Below are 16,839 nucleotides of genomic sequence, written 5' to 3'. Positions count from 1 at the left end.
GGCCCCTTCGCGACACAAAGCCGCTCCCCCAGCGCAGCGAAGCTGCCTTATATCGGCTTGGCCCCCATCAGCCCGGCGATGGACAGCAAGCACACCCCACTGAATACCGCCAGCGCCAGGGTGAACTTCAAACCCACCACCTCGGCCTTGCGCAGGCGATTCAGACGCACCAGCAACCACCACACGGCAAACGCGCCGAAGGTGTAGATGACGCTGGACGCCAGCAGCCAGGTCTGCCCCAGCGGCCAGCCGACCAGGTGTACCAGCCACCACCCGCTGAACGGCATGCTCACCAAGCACACCCCCATCAGCAGCCAGACGAACACCAACGGCCGGCGCAACAGCTTGCCATACGCCTGGGTATCGCCCTGCCGGCGCGCCACAATGGTCCAGACCGCCAGCCCCAGCGCACCCAGCAACAACAGGGCGGTGGCGACGATGTGCAGGGTCTTGAGCGTTGTCAGGTGTTCCATGTCTTCACGTCCTTGAGCGATAGGTCTAGCTTAGCCGCTCAACCCAGGAACAGCCGGTATGCTGGGTTGTCGGTCTCGTCCCAGTACGGATAACCGATCTTGGCCAAGGCCGCCGGCACCAAATGGCGCTCATCTTCCGGTACCTGCAAACCGGCTACCACGCGTCCATCGGCAGCGCCATGGTTACGGTAATGGAACATCGAAATGTTCCAGCGCCCGCCCAGCTTGTTGAGGAAGTTGAACAGCGCACCGGGCCGCTCAGGGAACTCGAAACGCAGCACGATCTCATCGCTGGCGCCTGCCGAATGGCCGCCGACCATATGGCGAATGTGCAGCTTGGCCAGTTCGTTGTCGGTCAGGTCGGTTACCGGGAAACCTTGATCGCTCAAATGCTGCACCAAGGCCGCCCGAGGGTCGTTCTCCGGATGGGTTTGTACGCCCACGAAGATGTGCGCCTCATCGGAAGTGTGGCGACGGTAGTTGAATTCGGTGATCTGGCGTTTGCCAATGGCCTCGCAGAAGGCCTTGAAGCTGCCTGGCCGCTCGGGAATGGTCACGGCGATGATCGCTTCGCGCTTTTCACCCAACTCGGCACGCTCGGCCACGTGGCGCAGACGATCGAAGTTGACGTTAGCGCCCGAATCGATGGCCACCAGGGTCTGGCCGCTCACGCCCTTGAGCTCGACGTACTTCTTGATGCCCGCAACGCCCAATGCGCCAGCAGGTTCGGTGATCGAGCGGGTATCGTCGTAGATATCCTTGATTGCTGCACAGATTTCATCCGTACTGACGGTCACCACCTCGTCCACGTAGTGACGGCAGATGTCGAAGGTATGCTGACCGATCTGGGCTACCGCGACGCCATCGGCGAACAGCCCCACCTGGGGCAGCACCACGCGCTCGCCTGCCGCCATCGCTGCCTGCAGACAGTTGGAGTCGTCCGGCTCGACACCGATCACCTTGATCTCGGGGCGCAGGTACTTCACGTAGGCCGCGATACCGGCGATCAGACCGCCGCCGCCCACAGGCACGAAGATCGCGTCCAGCTGGCCGGGGTGCTGGCGCAGGATTTCCATGGCCACGGTGCCTTGGCCGGCGATGGTGTGCGGGTCATCGTAAGGGTGGATGTAGACGAAGCCCTTCTCGTCCACGAGCTTGAGCGAATAAGCCAGCGCCTCGGGGAACGAATCGCCGTGAAGCACCACCTTGCCGCCCCGCGAACGCACGCCCTCGACCTTGATCTCCGGGGTGGTCTTGGGCATCACGATGGTGGCCTTGATGCCCAGCTCGCGGGCCGCCAGGGCTACACCCTGCGCGTGGTTGCCGGCGGAGGCGGTGACAACGCCACGGGCCAGTTCTTCTGCGCTCAACTGCGCCAGCTTGTTGTACGCCCCGCGGATCTTGAAGGAGAACACCGGCTGCAGGTCTTCACGTTTGAGCAGCACCTGGTTGTTCAGGCGCTTGCTCAGCTGCCCGGCGCTCTGCAGCGGGGTTTCGACCGCAACGTCGTAGACGCGCGAGGTGAGGATCTTCTTGACGTACTGTTCGAGCATCGGGAAAGCATCACTGGCCGCGGGACAAGGGCTGGGAGTCTACCCCAGCGCTACGTCGGGCGACCACAGCAAAGCCGCCCGAGCCGTTATACTAGGCAACTTTGAAACCGCCCTGCCCCTTTCGGAGCCCGCATGACCCAGGACCAACTCAAACAGGCCGTCGCCCAGGCCGCTGTCGACTTCATTCTGCCCAAGCTGGATGAAAAGAGCGTCGTCGGCGTCGGAACCGGTTCGACCGCCAACTTCTTCATTGATGCCCTGGCCCAGCACAAGACCGCCTTCGATGGCGCGGTCGCCAGCTCCGAGGCCACCGCCCAGCGTCTGAAGGGCCATGGTATTCCGGTGTACGAGCTCAACAGCGTCAGCGAACTGGAGTTCTACGTCGACGGCGCCGACGAAAGCGATGCGCACCTGAACCTGATCAAGGGCGGCGGTGCGGCCCTGACCCGCGAGAAGATCGTCGCCGCCGTGGCCAAGACCTTCATCTGCATCGCCGACGCCAGCAAGCTGGTGCCGGTGCTGGGTGCCTTCCCGCTGCCAGTCGAAGTCATCCCAATGGCCCGCAGCCATGTCGCGCGCCAGCTGGTGAAGCTGGGCGGCGACCCGGTGTACCGCGAGGGCGTGGTGACCGACAATGGCAACGTGATCCTGGATGTGCACAACCTGCAGATCACCAACCCGGTAGAGCTGGAGCGCCAGATCAACGCGATCGTCGGCGTCGTCACCAACGGCCTGTTCGCGGCCCGTCCCGCCGACTTGCTGCTGCTGGGCACTGCAGAAGGCGTGAAAAGCCTGAAAGCCGAGTAACAGCTGGGCGGCGCAGGCTCTACGTTCAGGGCCTGCGCCGTCTTCACCCCGCCTTCTATGCATATTCCAAAGAGTTAGTTCATAAACCTCTGATAAGCCATTAGGGTATATATACCGGACCACCGGACCAACAAATGTTTGTCGCGTTCAGCTGAAGCGACGTTTCTATTTTGTGAGGTAAGGAATGGTCAGGGTCACAATCACCCCAGTGCGCAACGCCAGGGCATTGAGTGCAGCCAAGGAGCGGCACTGATGTCCAGCCAGCCAAATACCCAATTTCACAGCGACCTCGACAGCTCGCCACTGCTGCTGCCGGCCAAGGTGCTGCGTACCGACGCCGAAGCTCTGCAAGCCGCCCGTGAACTGGCTGCGATCGCTCGCGAGCAGGCCTCGCGCCGCGATCAGCAACGCAAGCTGCCGTGGGCCGAGATCGAACAGTTCACCCGCAGCGGCCTGGGTAGCATCAGTGTGCCCAAGGCCTATGGCGGCCCGGACGTTTCCTTCGAAACCATCGCCGAGGTATTCCGCCTGATCAGCGCCGCCGACCCGGCTCTGGGGCAGATCCCACAGAACCAGTTCGGCATGCTGCAATTGCTGCGTCTGACCGCCAGCGAAGCCCAGCAGGCGGTGATCTTCCGCAGCGTGCTCGACGGTTGGCGTATCGGTAATGCCGGGCCTGAACGCGGCACCAAGGATACCCTGACCCTCAAGGCCAGGATCACCCGCACAGGTGACGGCTACCGCGTCAGCGGCGAGAAGTTCTATTCCACAGGTGCCCTGTTCGCCCATTGGGTTGCCGTCAAGGCACTGGACGACGAAGGCCGACAGCGCCTGGCATTCGTACGCCGGGGCAGCCCTGGGCTGCGCATCGTCGACGACTGGTCGGGCTTCGGACAGCGCACCACCGCCAGCGGCACCGTGCTGCTCGACGAGGTGCCGGTGGAGGCCGACCTGGTCATCGACAACTGGCGCCAGCGTGACATCCCCAACATTCAAGGGGCTGCGTCGCAACTGATCCAGGCCGCCATCGACGCAGGCATCGCCGAAGCGGCGATCGAAGATGCAATCGCCTTCGTGCGCGATAAATCCCGGCCATGGATCGAAGCCAAGGTCGAGCGCGCCAGCGACGACCCTTATGTGATCGCCGACATCGGCCGCCTGAAACTCGAGCTGCACGCCGCCGAAGCCCTGCTACGCAAGGCGGCCAGAGTGCTTGACGAGGTCAACGCCGGACCGATCGACGCCCAAGCGGCAGCCCGTGCCTCTATCGCCGTGGCCGAGGCCAAGGTACTGACCACCGAGATTTCGCTGCAGGCCAGCGAGAAACTGTTCGAACTGGCCGGCAGCCGCGCCACCCTCGCCGAGTTCAACCTCGACCGCCACTGGCGCAATGCCCGGGTGCACACGCTGCATGACCCGGTGCGCTGGAAGTACCACGCGGTGGGCGCGTACCACCTTAACGGCACCCTGCCTGCACGGCATTCCTGGATCTGATTCGCCCCCCATCGCCGAACCGCCGGTGCCCTGTAGGCGCTGGCTTGTCGCCGATGGCGTGGCACGCGGCTCCACCCCGGAGAACAAAATGACGACATCGATCATCACCAGCGATGCCCAGGCATTGTCCGTCGCTGAAGAAATTGCCCAGAAACTGCGCCAGGACAGCCCCCTGCGCGACCGCGAACGCCGCCTGCCCCACGCCGAGCTCGATCTGTTCAGCCGCTCTGGCCTGTGGGCCATCAGCGTGCCCAAAGCCTTCGGCGGCGCGGGCGTATCCAACGTCACGCTGGCCAAGGTCATCGCCCGAATCGCCCAGGCCGACGCCTCCCTTGGGCAGATCCCGCAAAACCACTTCTACGCCCTGGAAGTGCTGCGCGTGAATGGCAGCACTGAGCAGCAAAGACGCCTTTACGGTGAAGTTCTCAAAGGTCAGCGCTTTGGCAATGCCTTGGCCGAACTGGGTACCAAGACCGCCCACGACCGCACCACTCGCCTCACCCGCGATGGCGAAGGTTTCCGTATCGATGGCCGCAAGTTCTACGCCACTGGTGCGCTTTATGCCCAGCGCATCCCCACCTCGGTCGTCGATGAGCACGGTACTCAGCACCTGGCCTTCGTCCCTGCCAATAGCCGAGGGCTGCAGGTGATCGACGACTGGAGTGGCTTCGGCCAGCGCACCACCGGCAGCGGCTCGGTGGTGTTCGACAACGTGTTCGTGCGCGCCGACGACGTGGTGCCGTTCGACAGCGCCTTCGAGCGGCCGACACCCGTCGGCCCGCTGGCCCAGATTCTTCATGCCGCCATCGACACCGGTATCGCCCGCGCCGCTTATGAGGATGCCCTGCACTTCGTGCGCACCCGCAGCCGGCCCTGGGTCGACTCCGGCCTCGACAAAGCCACTGACGATCCGCTGACCCTGAAAAGCTTCGGTCACCTGGCGATCCGCCTGCACGCCACCGAAGCCCTGCTGGAGCGCGCAGGGGAATACCTCGACCGCGCCCGCGACGACAGCAACGCCGACACCGTCGCCGCTGCGTCGATCGCCGTGGCCGAGGCACGGGCGATCAGCACCGAAATCTCCCTCGCCGCCGGCACCACGCTGTTCGAATTGGCCGGTAGCCAGGCCACCCTCGCCGAACATAACCTCGACCGCCACTGGCGCAATGCCCGGGTTCATACCCTGCATGACCCGGTGCGCTGGAAGTACCACGCCATCGGCAACTACTACCTGAACGACACGAACCCGCCGCGCCGGGGGACCATCTGATGGCCAAGCAGATTCTGCTCAATGCCTTCAACATGAACTGCGTCGGGCATATCAACCACGGGCTGTGGACCCACCCCCGGGATACTTCGACACGCTACAAGACCCTGGAATACTGGACCGACCTGGCGAAGCTGCTCGAACGCGGGCTATTCGACGGATTGTTCATCGCCGACATCGTCGGCACTTACGACATCTATGGCAGTTCGCTGGACCTGACGCTCAAGGAATCCATCCAGCTACCGGTCAACGACCCACTGCTGCTGGTCTCGGCCATGGCCGCGGTGACCCGCCACCTGGGCTTCGGCCTGACCGCCAACCTTACCTACGAGGCGCCGTACCTGTTCGCACGACGCCTCTCGACCCTCGACCACCTGAGCAATGGCCGGGTCGGCTGGAACATCGTCACTGGCTACCTCGACAGCGCCGCCCGCGCCATGGGCCTTGCGCAGCAGCCTGAGCACGACCGCCGGTACGACCAGGCCGATGAATACCTACAGGTGCTGTACAAGCTACTGGAAGGCAGTTGGGACGACGATGCCGTGGTGCAAGACCGCGAACAGCGTATCTACGCCCGGCCAGACAAAGTGCGTAAAGTTCGGCACCAAGGCGAGTTCTACCAGGTCGAGGGATATCACCTGTGCGAGCCTTCGCCGCAGCGCACCCCGGTGCTGTTCCAGGCCGGTAGCTCGCCTCGCGGCCTGGCCTTTGCCGGCAATCATGCCGAATGCGTGTTCATCAGCGGGCAGGACAAGGCCGGCACCCGCGCCCAGGTCGACAAGGTGCGCGCAGCGGCCCAGGTCGCCGGCCGCGCCCCCCAGTCCATCAAGGTGTTCATGGGCATCACCGTGATCGTCGCGCCCACCGAAGACCAGGCGCAGGCCAAGCATGCCGAATACCTGCGCTACGCCAGCCCCGAAGCGGGTGTAGCGCACTTCGCGGCCTCCACCGGGATCGACTTCGCCGCCTATGCGCTGGACCAGCCCATCGGTTTCAGCAAAGGCAATGCCATCCAGTCGGCCACCCGCCAGTTGCAGGAGAACGCCTGGACCCGCCGCCGCCTGTTGCAGCAGCACGCTCTGGGCGGACGCTACGTGACCCTGGTCGGCACTGCCGAACAGGTCGCAGAGCAGCTCATCGCCTGGATCGACGAGACCGGTCTGGATGGTTTCAACCTGACCCGTACCGTCACCCCGGAAAGTTTCGAAGACTTCATCGACCTGGTGGTCCCGCAACTGCAACAACGAGGCCGCTACAAGACTGCCTACGCCGAGGGCACCCTGCGCGAGAAGCTGTTCGACAGCGCTCACCCCTATTTGCCCGACGGCCACCCTGGCTCGAATTACCGCTCAACCGCCCCTGCTCCGACTGGAGTCCTGCACCATGCTTGAGAAACTGTTCCGGCCCGTCGCGGCCATCGCCCTGACCCTTGGCCTGTCCAGCTCGCTGCTCGCCGCCGAGCCTCTGAAGATCGGCACCACCGCAGCCTTCGCGATTCCGTTGGAGGCCGCCGTGGAAGAGGCGCACAAGCAAGGCCTGGAAGTGAAGCTGATCGAGTTCAGCGACTGGATCGCACCCAACGTCAGCCTCAACAGCGGCGACATCGACGTCAATTACTTCCAGCACATCCCTTTCCTGGAGAACGCCAAGGCCGCCGCTGGATTTGACCTGGTGCCGTACGCACCGGGAATCATCAACAACGTCGGGCTGTACTCGAAAAAATACAAAAGCTTCGCCGAACTGCCCGAAGGCGCCAGCGTGGCCATTGCCAATGACCCGATCAACAGCGGACGCGGGTTGCAACTGCTGGCCAAGGCTGGCTTGATCACCCTCAAGCCGGGCGTTGGCTACAAGGCCACCGAAGACGACATCGTCGCCAACCCGAAAAAGCTGAAAATCCTCCAGGTCGAGGCCGTCCAGTTGGTGCGTGCCTATGACGATGCCGACCTGGTCCAGGGCTACCCTGCCTACATCCGCCTGGCCAACAGTTTCGACGCCACTTCGGCACTGCTGTTCGATGGCCTGGAGAACAAGGAATACGTCATCCAGTTCGTCATTCGTCCGCAAACCAAGAACGACCCACGCCTGGCCAAGTTCGTCGACATCTACCAGCACTCGCCGACCGTGCGCGCGGCGCTGAACAAGGCGCACGGCAAGCTCTACCAGGCCGGCTGGGAAGGCTGACATGAGCCAGGCCCGCGCCTTCAAGGCGCCCATCACCGACACCTCGCCACCACCGTCACGCGAGCAGGCCCTGCGCCCGGACGTCAATGAAGCCCACGTGCGCTTCATTGGCCTGGGCAAGACCTACCCCGGCCAGGCGCAACCGGCCTTGCAGGGCATCGACCTGAACATCCGCCGCGGTGAGATCTTCGGCATCATCGGACGCAGTGGCGCAGGCAAGTCCTCACTGCTGCGTACCATCAATCGCCTGGAGCAACCCAGCCAGGGCCGGGTATTGATCGACCAGGTGGACATCGCCCCATTCGACGAGGATCGCCTGGTTGCGCTGCGTCGACGCATCGGCATGATCTTCCAGCACTTCAACCTGATGTCGGCCAAGACCGTGTGGCAGAACGTCGAACTGCCACTGAAGGTGGCCGGCGTGGCCAGGGCCGAGCGCCAGCGCAAAGTACGCGAGTTGCTGGAACTGGTGGGCCTTGGCGAGAAGCATCATGTCTACCCGGCGCAGCTGTCCGGGGGACAAAAGCAGCGGGTCGGCATCGCCCGGGCGCTGGTCCATGACCCCGAGATCCTGCTGTGCGACGAGGCCACCTCGGCGCTGGACCCGGAAACCACGGCCTCGATCCTCGAACTGCTGCGCGACATCAACCTGCGCCTGGGCCTGACGGTGGTGCTGATCACCCATGAGATGGCGGTGATCCGTGACATCTGCCATCGCGTGGTGGTGCTCGAACGCGGCGAAGTTGTCGAGCAGGGTGAAGTCTGGAAGGTGTTCGGCTCTCCCCGCCACGAAGTCACACGGACCTTGCTGGCGCCATTGCAGGCCAAGCTTCCCGCAGCGCTGCAGGCCAGTCTCAGGTCGGCCCCGGCCGGACGTAACAGTGCAGTGGTCCTCAAGCTGACCGTCATCGGCGAGCCCGCGCTTTCCGAACTGTTCAATGACCTGGGTGGTCGTGTGCGGTTACTCCAGGGCGGTGTGGAAACCATCGGCGAGCAGGCCTTGGGGCAACTGATCCTGTCGGTGCAGGGTTCGCCGCACGACACTCACCACTTGCTGGAGCGTGCCTGCCTCTGGGCAGAAGACGTGGAGGTGCTGGGCCATGTGGTTTGATCGCTTGCTGGAAGGTTTGCTCGACACGTTGCTGATGGTCGGTGTGTCTTCATTGATCGCGCTGCTGGTAGGGGTGCCCCTGGCGGTGCTGCTGGTCACCAGCGACAAGGGCGGAATCTTCGAGGCGCCGCTGCTGAACCGGGTGACAGGAGCGTTCGTGAACCTGTTCCGCTCGATCCCGTTCCTGATTCTGATGGTCGCACTGATCCCCTTCACCCGCCTGGTGGTCGGCACAACCTATGGCGTGTGGGCAGCCGTGGTGCCACTGACCATCGCTGCTACACCATTCTTCGCCCGTATTGCCGAAGTCAGCCTGCGCGAGGTTGACCATGGCCTGGTGGAAGCAGCCCAGGCCATGGGTTGCCGCCGCTGGCACATCGTCTGGCATGTGCTGCTGCCCGAGGCGTTACCCGGGATCGTCGGCGGATTTACCATTACCCTGGTCACCTTGATCAACTCCTCGGCCATGGCCGGGGCGATCGGCGCTGGCGGGCTGGGGGATATCGCCTATCGGTTCGGGTACCAGCGCTTCGACAGCCAGATCATGCTGACCGTCATCGCCTTGCTGGTAGCGTTGGTGGCGCTGATCCAGCTGGGTGGAGATCGGCTGGCGAAAGGGTTGAACAAGCGGTGAGTCTCGCTGGCAAGCCGGCTCCCATAGGGCGCTGGCTTGCCAGCAAAGGGATCAACCCCAGTGCAGATCCCGCGCGGGCACTGGGCGTCCGAACCAGTACCCCTGCCCCAGCTGACACTGCTGTTCGAGCAGGAACCGCGCCTGCTCGGGCTGCTCGATGCCCTCGGCATGCACTTGCATGCCCATGCTGCGGGCCAGGGCGATGATCACCCGGACAATGGCGATGTCATCGTCATCGAGCGGCAGGCCGGCGACGAAGCCTTGGTCGATCTTCAGCTTCTGTACCGGCAGGCGCTTGAGCCGCAGCAGCGATGAGTAACCCGTGCCGAAGTCGTCGATGGCCAGGTTCAGACCGAGCTCACGCAAGCGGTGCAGTTGCTCCAAGGCGACCTCCGGGTCCTCCATCACCGCGCTTTCGGTCACCTCCAGCTCCAGCAAAGCCGGGTTCAGCCCGGTTTCGTGCAGCACCTCGGCCACCTGCCGATACAGGTCGTTCTGGCTGAACAGGCGGCTGGAAATGTTCACCGCGACGAACGCCAACTGCCGCCCTTCAACCTGCCACTGCACCATCTGCCGGCAGGCCTGGTGCAACACCCAGGCATCGATTTCGGCGATCAGCCCCGTGCGCTCGGCAATCGGGATGAACTCGCCTGGCGGTACCAGGCCACGCTGAGGGTGCTGCCAGCGGACCAGTGCCTCGACCCCGACCATTTTCGATGTGAACAGGTCATGCACTGGCTGGAAAAAGACCCGCAGCTCTTGCTCTTCAAGGGCCCGCCGCAACTCGCCGGCGGTTTCCACCCGATGCTGGGCGTGAGCGGTCAACTCTTCGGTATAGAACGCATAGCAGGCCCTGCCGTTGCTCTTGGCCTTGAACAGCGCGGAGTCGGCATTGCGCAACAGCTGCTCTGCGCTCAGCGCATCGTTGGGGAACAGGCTGATACCGACGCTGGCGCTGATGAACAGGCGATGGCCGTCGAAGGTGAACGGTTCGCGCATCCGTTCGATGATGCGCTGAGCCAACTTGCCGGCCTGGCCGACCTGCTGACAGTTTTCGTACAACACGCCGAACTCGTCGCCACCCAGGCGCGCCAGGGTCACGCCATTGCCCAACACTTCGACCAGGCGCTCGCCGACCAGCTTGAGCAACTGATCGCCAATGGTGTGGCCCAGGCCGTCGTTGATGCTCTGGAAGTGGTCCAGGTCCAGCAGCAGCAACCCACAACCGCGCTTGTTGGCCTGGGCGGCACCCAGGGTCTGGGCGGCACGGTCGTTGAACAGCAAACGATTAGGCAGACCGGTGAGCGGATCATGGTGAGCCACGTAGGCAAGCTCCTGCTCGGAATGCTTGATCGCACTGATATCGCTGAACACGGCAACATAATGAGTCAGGTCACCACCATCGTCGCGAATAGCGCAGATCGTCTGCCATTGCGGGTAGATCTCGCCACTTTTTCGCCGGTTCCAGATTTCTCCGCTCCACTCGCCCTTCTGTGCCAAAGTGGCGTATATCTGCTGGTAGAACGGCGCGCCGTGGCGTCCGGACTTGAACTTGCTGGGCCGCTGGCCGAGCACTTCGTCCTGCTGATAGCCGGTAATGCGCATGAACGCACGATTGACGTGCACGATCAGGCCCTGACGATCGGTGACCAACACACCTTCGAGGGTGCTGTCGAACACCGCGGCCGCCATGCGCAAGCGCTCACGGTCCTCGCTGCGCAGGCGGGCGCCCATCCCGATGAAATTGAGCAGGCGGGCGCGGGAGACGAAAATCAGCGCAGCGCTGACCAGCACCCAGAGCACGACGTTGATCTGCCGCCCCACGGTCAACGCCAGCGGGTCTTCAGACATACTGTGCAACACCACCTCGGACATCACCAGCCAGAGGATCGAGAGCACCACGTAGAGCGCAGCCATGCGCAAGGCGTCGCGAACAGAAACAGACATGTCGGGTGCAAAGCCCATGAAAAAGGATGGGGCATTATAAAGGCTGAAACATGTCGTGACTTCCTATCTGAAAGGGTGACTGGTTTTATTTCCCTACCAAGGGATAATCAGGCCCTTCCCTGTTTTCGAGGGTTTCCAAACCTATGTGGTACAACGGCCTGCTCGACTTGTCGGCCTGGCAACTGGTCGCCATCACCTTGCTGATGACCCATGTGACCATCGTCAGCGTCACCGTCTACCTGCACCGCTACTCCGCCCACCGCGCCCTGGAGCTCAACGGTGCGCTCAAGCATTTTTTCCGCTTCTGGCTGTGGCTGACCACGGCGCAGAATACCCGCGAATGGACCGCCGTCCACCGCAAGCACCACGCCAAGTGCGAAACCCCTGAAGACCCGCACAGCCCGGTCTACAAGGGCCTGGGCACCGTGCTGCGCAAAGGTGCGGAGCTCTACCGGGAAGAGGCGCGCAACCCCGAGACCCTGCGCATCTACGGCAAGAACTGCCCGGATGACTGGATCGAGCGCAACCTCTATTCACGCTACAAGCTGGGCGGCATCGCGCTGATGGCCGTCATCGACCTGCTGCTGTTCGGCACCCTCGGCATCACCGTCTGGGCAGTTCAGATGATGTGGATTCCATTCTGGGCCGCAGGCGTGGTGAACGGCCTGGGCCATGCCGTCGGCTACCGCAACTTCGAATGCCGCGACGCCGCCACCAACCTGGTGCCATGGGGCATCGTCATTGGCGGGGAAGAACTGCACAACAATCACCATACCTACCCTAACTCGGCCAAGCTTTCGGTCAGGCGCTGGGAATTCGACATGGGCTGGGCCTGGATCCGCCTGTTCTGCCTGCTGCGCCTGGCCAAGGTACAACGGGTCGCGCCTATCGCCCACCGGGTCGAGGGTAAGGCCAGCCTGGACATGGATACCGCCATGGCCATCCTCAACAACCGCTTCCAGATCATGGCTCAGTACCGCAAGCTGGTGATCGGCCCGCTGGTCAAGCAAGAGCTGGCCAAGGTGGACGCCTCGGTGCGCCACCACTTCCGCCGCGCCAAACGCCTGCTGTCGCGGGAAACCAGCTTGCTGGAAGATCGCCACCACGCGCGCATCGAGTCCATGCTCGCCCATAGCCAGGCCTTGAAGACCATCTACGAGAAGCGCCTGGCCCTGCAGCAGATCTGGGCCCGGACCAGCGCCAACGGCCATGACATGCTTGCCGCCATCAAGGACTGGGTGCATGAGGCCGAGGCCAGTGGTATCCACGCGCTGCACGACTTCGCAGCGCAGCTCAAGACCTACTCCCTGCGCCCTACCGGCGCCTGATAACCGTTGATCGGCACGCCCCATCCAGCGGGGCGTTTGCCTGGAACTTCCCGCCAGCACTTGAACTCAAATCGGCACATCGCCCGCGTGGCAGGCCGGTCTGTGGCCGCACGCTTTCATGTCGAGAACTGCTTCGTGCACATGGCCAAGCCCAACCATTCATCCCAACCACCGGAAGCCGCCCAGACCCTGCTGGCTCTGCTGCATGCGCAAGGTGAAGTCGCCCGCCTCAGCGAGCGTGAGCAGCTCTTCAGCTCGCTGCTCGACAGCGTCAACGCAGTGCTGTGGGCTTTCGACTGGGAAGCCCGTCAAGTGTTGTACGTCAGCCCAGCCTACGAACGCATCTTCGGCCGACCGGCCAGCCTGGTGCTGGCCGACTACAACGAGTGGCGCGACAGCATCTACCCGGATGACCTGGAGCACGCCGAACGCAGTCTGGCCCAGGTGCTGCTCAAAGGCTCGATGGAAGACCGCGAGTATCGGATCATCAATGCCGACGGCCAAGTACGCTGGCTTAGCGACAAGTGCTACATCAATCAGCAGCGTGATGGCGAGCAACGCGTGATCATCGTCGGCATCGCCGAGGACATCACCGAAAAGAAGCAATTGGAAGGCGAACTGCAGCGCCTGGCCACCACTGATGTGCTGACCCAGAGCAGCAATCGCCGGCATTTCTTCGACTGTGCCAACCAGGCCTTCGCCAGTGCCCGCGAGGCTGGCACACCACTGGCCTTCCTGCTGCTGGACATCGACGACTTCAAACAGATCAACGACAGCTACGGCCACCAGGAAGGCGACCAAGTCCTGCAGCGCATCGCCGATAGCGGCAAAGCCGTTCTACGGCGCGGCGACGTATTCGGGCGTATTGGCGGCGAGGAGTTCGCCGCGGTGTTTCCAGGCTGCACGGCGCAGATGGCGGAGCAGATCGCCGAGCGCCTGCAGCGAGAGATTCAGCGATTGAGCTTCACCCATGGCGATCACACCTATGGCGTGACCATCAGCCAGGGATTGACCGGGCTGACCGATGAAGATGCATCGCTGGACAGCGTATTCGCCCGGGCGGATGCGGCCATGTACCAGGCCAAGCGGCAAGGCAAGAACCAGATAGTGATGGGATGACCCGGCAAGCCACCAGCGCCTGGCCCGTACTGCGACTCCGGTTTGTCAGGCCAGAGACTCTCCCTCGTTGGATGAGGGCTCTTCTTCATCAGCAATTGCTACAGCCACCTCAACCGTCACGTCCTCCTTCGGCTTCACCTCGGCACTGTCCAACTTGCGCAGCCGGTTCAACTCGGGCAAGCCGACCTTGAGCAGGCGGGCGGTCTTGCTACTGGCCAGCTTTTCCAGCCCTTGGTCCCCAGGCAACCGCGCCAATTGCCCAGCCAGGTTCATGGCCAGGATCTCCCGCGAGTACACCCCCCCACCCAGTTGGTAGATGGCTGCAATCAGCTCGCGCAGACTCAGCGGCAAGCGCCAACGGGTGCGCAACGCCGAGCCGAACGCCGCACCGAACTCATCAAGCGACTGCTGCACCTGATGTTCGTCCAGTGCGCCTCCCCCCAGTCGCCACTCCTGCAGGCAGCGCAATACAGCCAGGTCGCCCAGGCAATGCAGCAAGCCTGCGCAATAACAGCGCTCTTCATCGAGCTCGAGCATGCGCGCCAAGCTGCGGGCATACTCAGCGCTGTGCAGCGACAGCTTCCAGAAGTGCGTGGCCTGGCTCGCCAGCAACGGGTCGCTCAGGCGCGCGCTGCGCTTGAGCGTCATACCCAGTATCAGGTTCATGCTCTGCGTGCTGCCCAGCTTGTTCAACGCCTGCAACAGGGTTTGCACCGGGGCATCGCGGTGCAGGGCGGCGCTGTTGGCAGCGGCGATCAGCACCGCGGTAATTTGCGGATCGTCACGCACTTCGGCTTCGAGCACCTTCAGGTCCAACCCCTGTGGATTCAGCGCTCGCTTGATCGCAAGCTCCACGTCAGCGAACAGGGGGCCGCCATCAGCGGTGGCACGGCGCTGCTCCAGGAAGGCACTCAGCGTGATACCCGGCTGCAAGGGTTGAACCGGGCAAGCGATCTGTTCGCCAACTTCCAACAGCAACGCTTCCAGGCGCTTGCGCAGGCTATCGAGGTTCAGTGGTTTGCTCAGGTAGGCCGTGGGGTGCAATGGCAAGGCCTCGCGCACACTGGCGCTGTCGCTGCGGTTGCTCATGAGAATGAACGGCAACTCCGGGCCTTTGGCGCGGACCTTGCGCAGCAGGTCAAGACCATCGACACCTGCCAGCTCACGGGCCGCAATGATCAGGTCGGGCTTGCTGGACAGTGCAGTCAGCGCCTGGGCGCCATCGGCGCACACTTGCAGACGAGCATCGCAGCGGACACTGAGCAGCATTTCGCTGAGCATATCGCGCACCCAAGGGTCGCCCTCGGCAATCAATACGCAAGGTGGGGTGGGGTCTGCAGCGTTCATGGCCAACTCCTGAATATCCCTGACACGCAATCCGTTGCAGCTTCCAAGGCAAGTCCTCCGACAAACATAGCGCCACCGGCGTTTTCTTGGCACAAAAAAAACCCGCCGAAGCGGGTTTTTTTCTGACGCAGGTCACATCAAGCGAGTTCAGCGAAGCACTCTTCGATGATTGCCAGGCCTTTGTCCAGCAGCGCGTCTTCGGCGGTCAGCGGAACCAGGATACGCAGAACGTTGCCGTAGGTACCGCAGGACAGCAGGATCAGCCCCTTGTCGCGCGCCTTGGCAACCACCTGGGCTACCGCGGTTGGGTTCGGGGTGTGAGTGCCCTTCTCGAAGACTTCGACAGCAATCATCGAGCCCAGGCCACGAACATCACCGATGATCGGGTGCTTTTCCTGAATCTTGCGCAGGCCAGCGGTCAGGCGCTCGCCAACAGCCTTGCTGCGGTCCAGCAGCTTCTCTTCCTCGAACACCTGAATAACGGCCAGGGCCGCGGCGCAGGCGATCGGCGAACCGGCATAGGTGCCGCCCAGGCCGCCCGGGGCGATGGCGTCCATGTACTCGGCTTTGCCGCAGACACCGGCCAGTGGGAAGCCGCCGGCGATGGATTTGGCGAAGGTGGTCAGGTCAGGCGCAACGCCCATCTGTTCCATGGCGAAGAAGGTACCGGTACGGCCAGCGCCAGTCTGTACTTCGTCGGCGATCAGCAGGATACCGTGCTTGTCGCACAGCTCGCGCAGACGCTTCATCAGCTCTTTCGGCGCTGGCAGGAAGCCGCCTTCACCTTGTACTGGCTCGAGGATGATCGCGGCGATGTCGCGCGGCTCGGCGTCGTTCTTGAAGATACGCTCGACCGAAGCAATGGCGTCGTCAACGCTGATACCGTGCAGCTCGCTCGGGAACAGGGCGCGGAAGATGCCACCTGGCATCAGGCCCATGCCAGCGGAGTACGGCACGACTTTACCGGTCAGGCCCAGGGTCATCATGGTGCGGCCATGGTAGCCGCCGGTGAAGGCGATGACGCCAGCACGGCCAGTGGCGGCGCGGGCGATCTTGACGGCGTTCTCGACAGCTTCGGAACCGGTGGACACCAGCAGGGTTTTCTTGGCGAAGTCACCTGGAACCAGTTTGTTGATCTTTTCGCACAGCTCTACATAGGGCTCGTACGCCAGGACCTGGAAGCAGGTGTGGCTGACCTTGGTCAGCTGCTCTTGCACGGCCGCGACCACTTTCGGGTGCAGGTGGCCGGTGTTCAGTACGGCGATGCCGCCAGCGAAGTCGATCAGTTCGCGGCCTTCAACGTCGATCACGGTCGAGTTCTTCGCGCTTTCGACGAAGATCGGGTGGATCTGGCCAACGCCACGTGGGACGGCGGCTACACGACGTTGCATCAAGGATTCGTTGGTCTTGCTCATAATGCCCTCATTCGCGCCGACTCTGACGGCGCTCTTATTCGGGGGTGGCTGGCGCTGCCCGCGATCAGTATTCGTTGATCGACTGTCGCGAACGGCCTGGCCACCAGGTACTGCAGTGTCAAAAAGACCAGCGAGGCGTCGCTCTCGCGCCCCGCTGGCA

At 63.1% G+C, this 16,839-nt stretch carries 14 protein-coding genes; 9 read left to right on the top strand and 5 right to left on the bottom strand.

Annotation, left to right across the window (positions count from 1 at the left end; translation table 11 throughout):
- Window positions 1–47: 47 nt before the first annotated feature.
- The gene (locus H620_RS0119360) at window positions 48–473 is read right to left on the bottom strand and encodes a DUF2269 domain-containing protein (RefSeq protein WP_027907891.1); all 426 of its coding nucleotides are present in this window, start codon (window positions 471–473) and stop codon (window positions 48–50) included.
- Window positions 474–511: 38 nt separating this feature from the next.
- Complete coding sequence (gene ilvA, locus H620_RS0119355) at window positions 512–2,026, bottom strand: threonine ammonia-lyase, biosynthetic (RefSeq protein ID WP_023378156.1); 1,515 nt, start codon at window positions 2,024–2,026, stop codon at window positions 512–514.
- A gap of 132 nt (window positions 2,027–2,158) precedes the next feature.
- On the opposite strand from ilvA, the gene rpiA reads away from it, so the two are divergent.
- The 7 genes from rpiA to H620_RS0119320 all read left to right on the top strand — a co-directional run bounded on the left by rpiA (window position 2,159) and on the right by H620_RS0119320 (window position 9,523).
- Window positions 2,159–2,833 carry a ribose-5-phosphate isomerase RpiA gene (gene rpiA, locus H620_RS0119350; protein ID WP_023378155.1) on the top strand — a complete coding sequence of 225 codons (675 nt, stop codon included), beginning with the start codon at window positions 2,159–2,161 and terminating at the stop codon, window positions 2,831–2,833.
- Window positions 2,834–3,085: 252 nt separating this feature from the next.
- Window positions 3,086–4,327 (top strand): SfnB family sulfur acquisition oxidoreductase, encoded by a 1,242-nt coding sequence (locus H620_RS0119345; protein WP_023378154.1) that lies wholly within the window; start codon window positions 3,086–3,088, stop codon window positions 4,325–4,327.
- 88 nt (window positions 4,328–4,415) lie between these two features.
- A complete protein-coding gene (locus H620_RS0119340) occupies window positions 4,416–5,597 on the top strand; it encodes an SfnB family sulfur acquisition oxidoreductase (protein WP_023378153.1) in 1,182 nt (393 codons plus the stop codon).
- Window positions 5,597–6,985: an LLM class flavin-dependent oxidoreductase gene (locus H620_RS0119335; protein ID WP_027907890.1), complete on the top strand. Its 1,389-nt coding sequence runs from the start codon at window positions 5,597–5,599 to the stop codon at window positions 6,983–6,985. Before H620_RS0119340 ends, H620_RS0119335 begins: the two co-directional genes overlap by 1 nt.
- Entirely contained in the window at window positions 6,978–7,778 is an 801-nt protein-coding gene (locus H620_RS0119330; RefSeq protein ID WP_023378151.1) for a MetQ/NlpA family ABC transporter substrate-binding protein, read from the top strand. The genes H620_RS0119335 and H620_RS0119330 overlap by 8 nt, the downstream gene beginning before the upstream one ends.
- 1 nt (window position 7,779) lies before the next feature.
- Complete coding sequence (locus H620_RS0119325) at window positions 7,780–8,889, top strand: methionine ABC transporter ATP-binding protein (RefSeq protein WP_027907889.1); 1,110 nt, start codon at window positions 7,780–7,782, stop codon at window positions 8,887–8,889.
- Window positions 8,879–9,523 carry a methionine ABC transporter permease gene (locus H620_RS0119320; RefSeq protein ID WP_023378149.1) on the top strand — a complete coding sequence of 215 codons (645 nt, stop codon included), beginning with the start codon at window positions 8,879–8,881 and terminating at the stop codon, window positions 9,521–9,523. Before H620_RS0119325 ends, H620_RS0119320 begins: the two co-directional genes overlap by 11 nt.
- 51 nt (window positions 9,524–9,574) lie before the next feature.
- Here H620_RS0119320 and dibA read toward each other — a convergent pair whose 3' ends face one another.
- Window positions 9,575–11,470: a phosphodiesterase DibA gene (dibA, locus tag H620_RS0119315; RefSeq protein WP_027907888.1), complete on the bottom strand. Its 1,896-nt coding sequence runs from the start codon at window positions 11,468–11,470 to the stop codon at window positions 9,575–9,577.
- Between the two features lie 143 nt (window positions 11,471–11,613).
- Here dibA and desA point away from each other — a divergent pair, with 143 nt between their 5' ends.
- Complete coding sequence (gene desA / locus H620_RS0119310; RefSeq protein ID WP_023378146.1) at window positions 11,614–12,798, top strand: delta-9 fatty acid desaturase DesA; 1,185 nt, start codon at window positions 11,614–11,616, stop codon at window positions 12,796–12,798.
- 141 nt (window positions 12,799–12,939) lie between these two features.
- Entirely contained in the window at window positions 12,940–13,917 is a 978-nt protein-coding gene (locus H620_RS0119305) for a GGDEF domain-containing protein (protein ID WP_027907887.1), read from the top strand.
- A 45-nt stretch (window positions 13,918–13,962) separates the two neighbouring features.
- Here the strand turns inward: H620_RS0119305 and H620_RS26000 are convergent, their stop codons facing one another.
- Together H620_RS26000 and gabT are read right to left on the bottom strand one after the other, a co-directional pair.
- Complete coding sequence (locus H620_RS26000; protein WP_081669737.1) at window positions 13,963–15,264, bottom strand: response regulator; 1,302 nt, start codon at window positions 15,262–15,264, stop codon at window positions 13,963–13,965.
- Between the two features lie 137 nt (window positions 15,265–15,401).
- Window positions 15,402–16,679, bottom strand: coding sequence for a 4-aminobutyrate--2-oxoglutarate transaminase (gene gabT / locus H620_RS0119295; protein WP_023378142.1), 1,278 nt, complete (start codon window positions 16,677–16,679; stop codon window positions 15,402–15,404).
- Window positions 16,680–16,839 lie beyond the last annotated feature (160 nt).

Origin of the sequence: Pseudomonas taiwanensis DSM 21245, from assembly GCF_000425785.1 — a bacterium.
Lineage (GTDB): Bacteria > Pseudomonadota > Gammaproteobacteria > Pseudomonadales > Pseudomonadaceae > Aquipseudomonas > Aquipseudomonas taiwanensis.
This window is presented reverse-complemented; position numbering and strand designations above follow the sequence as displayed.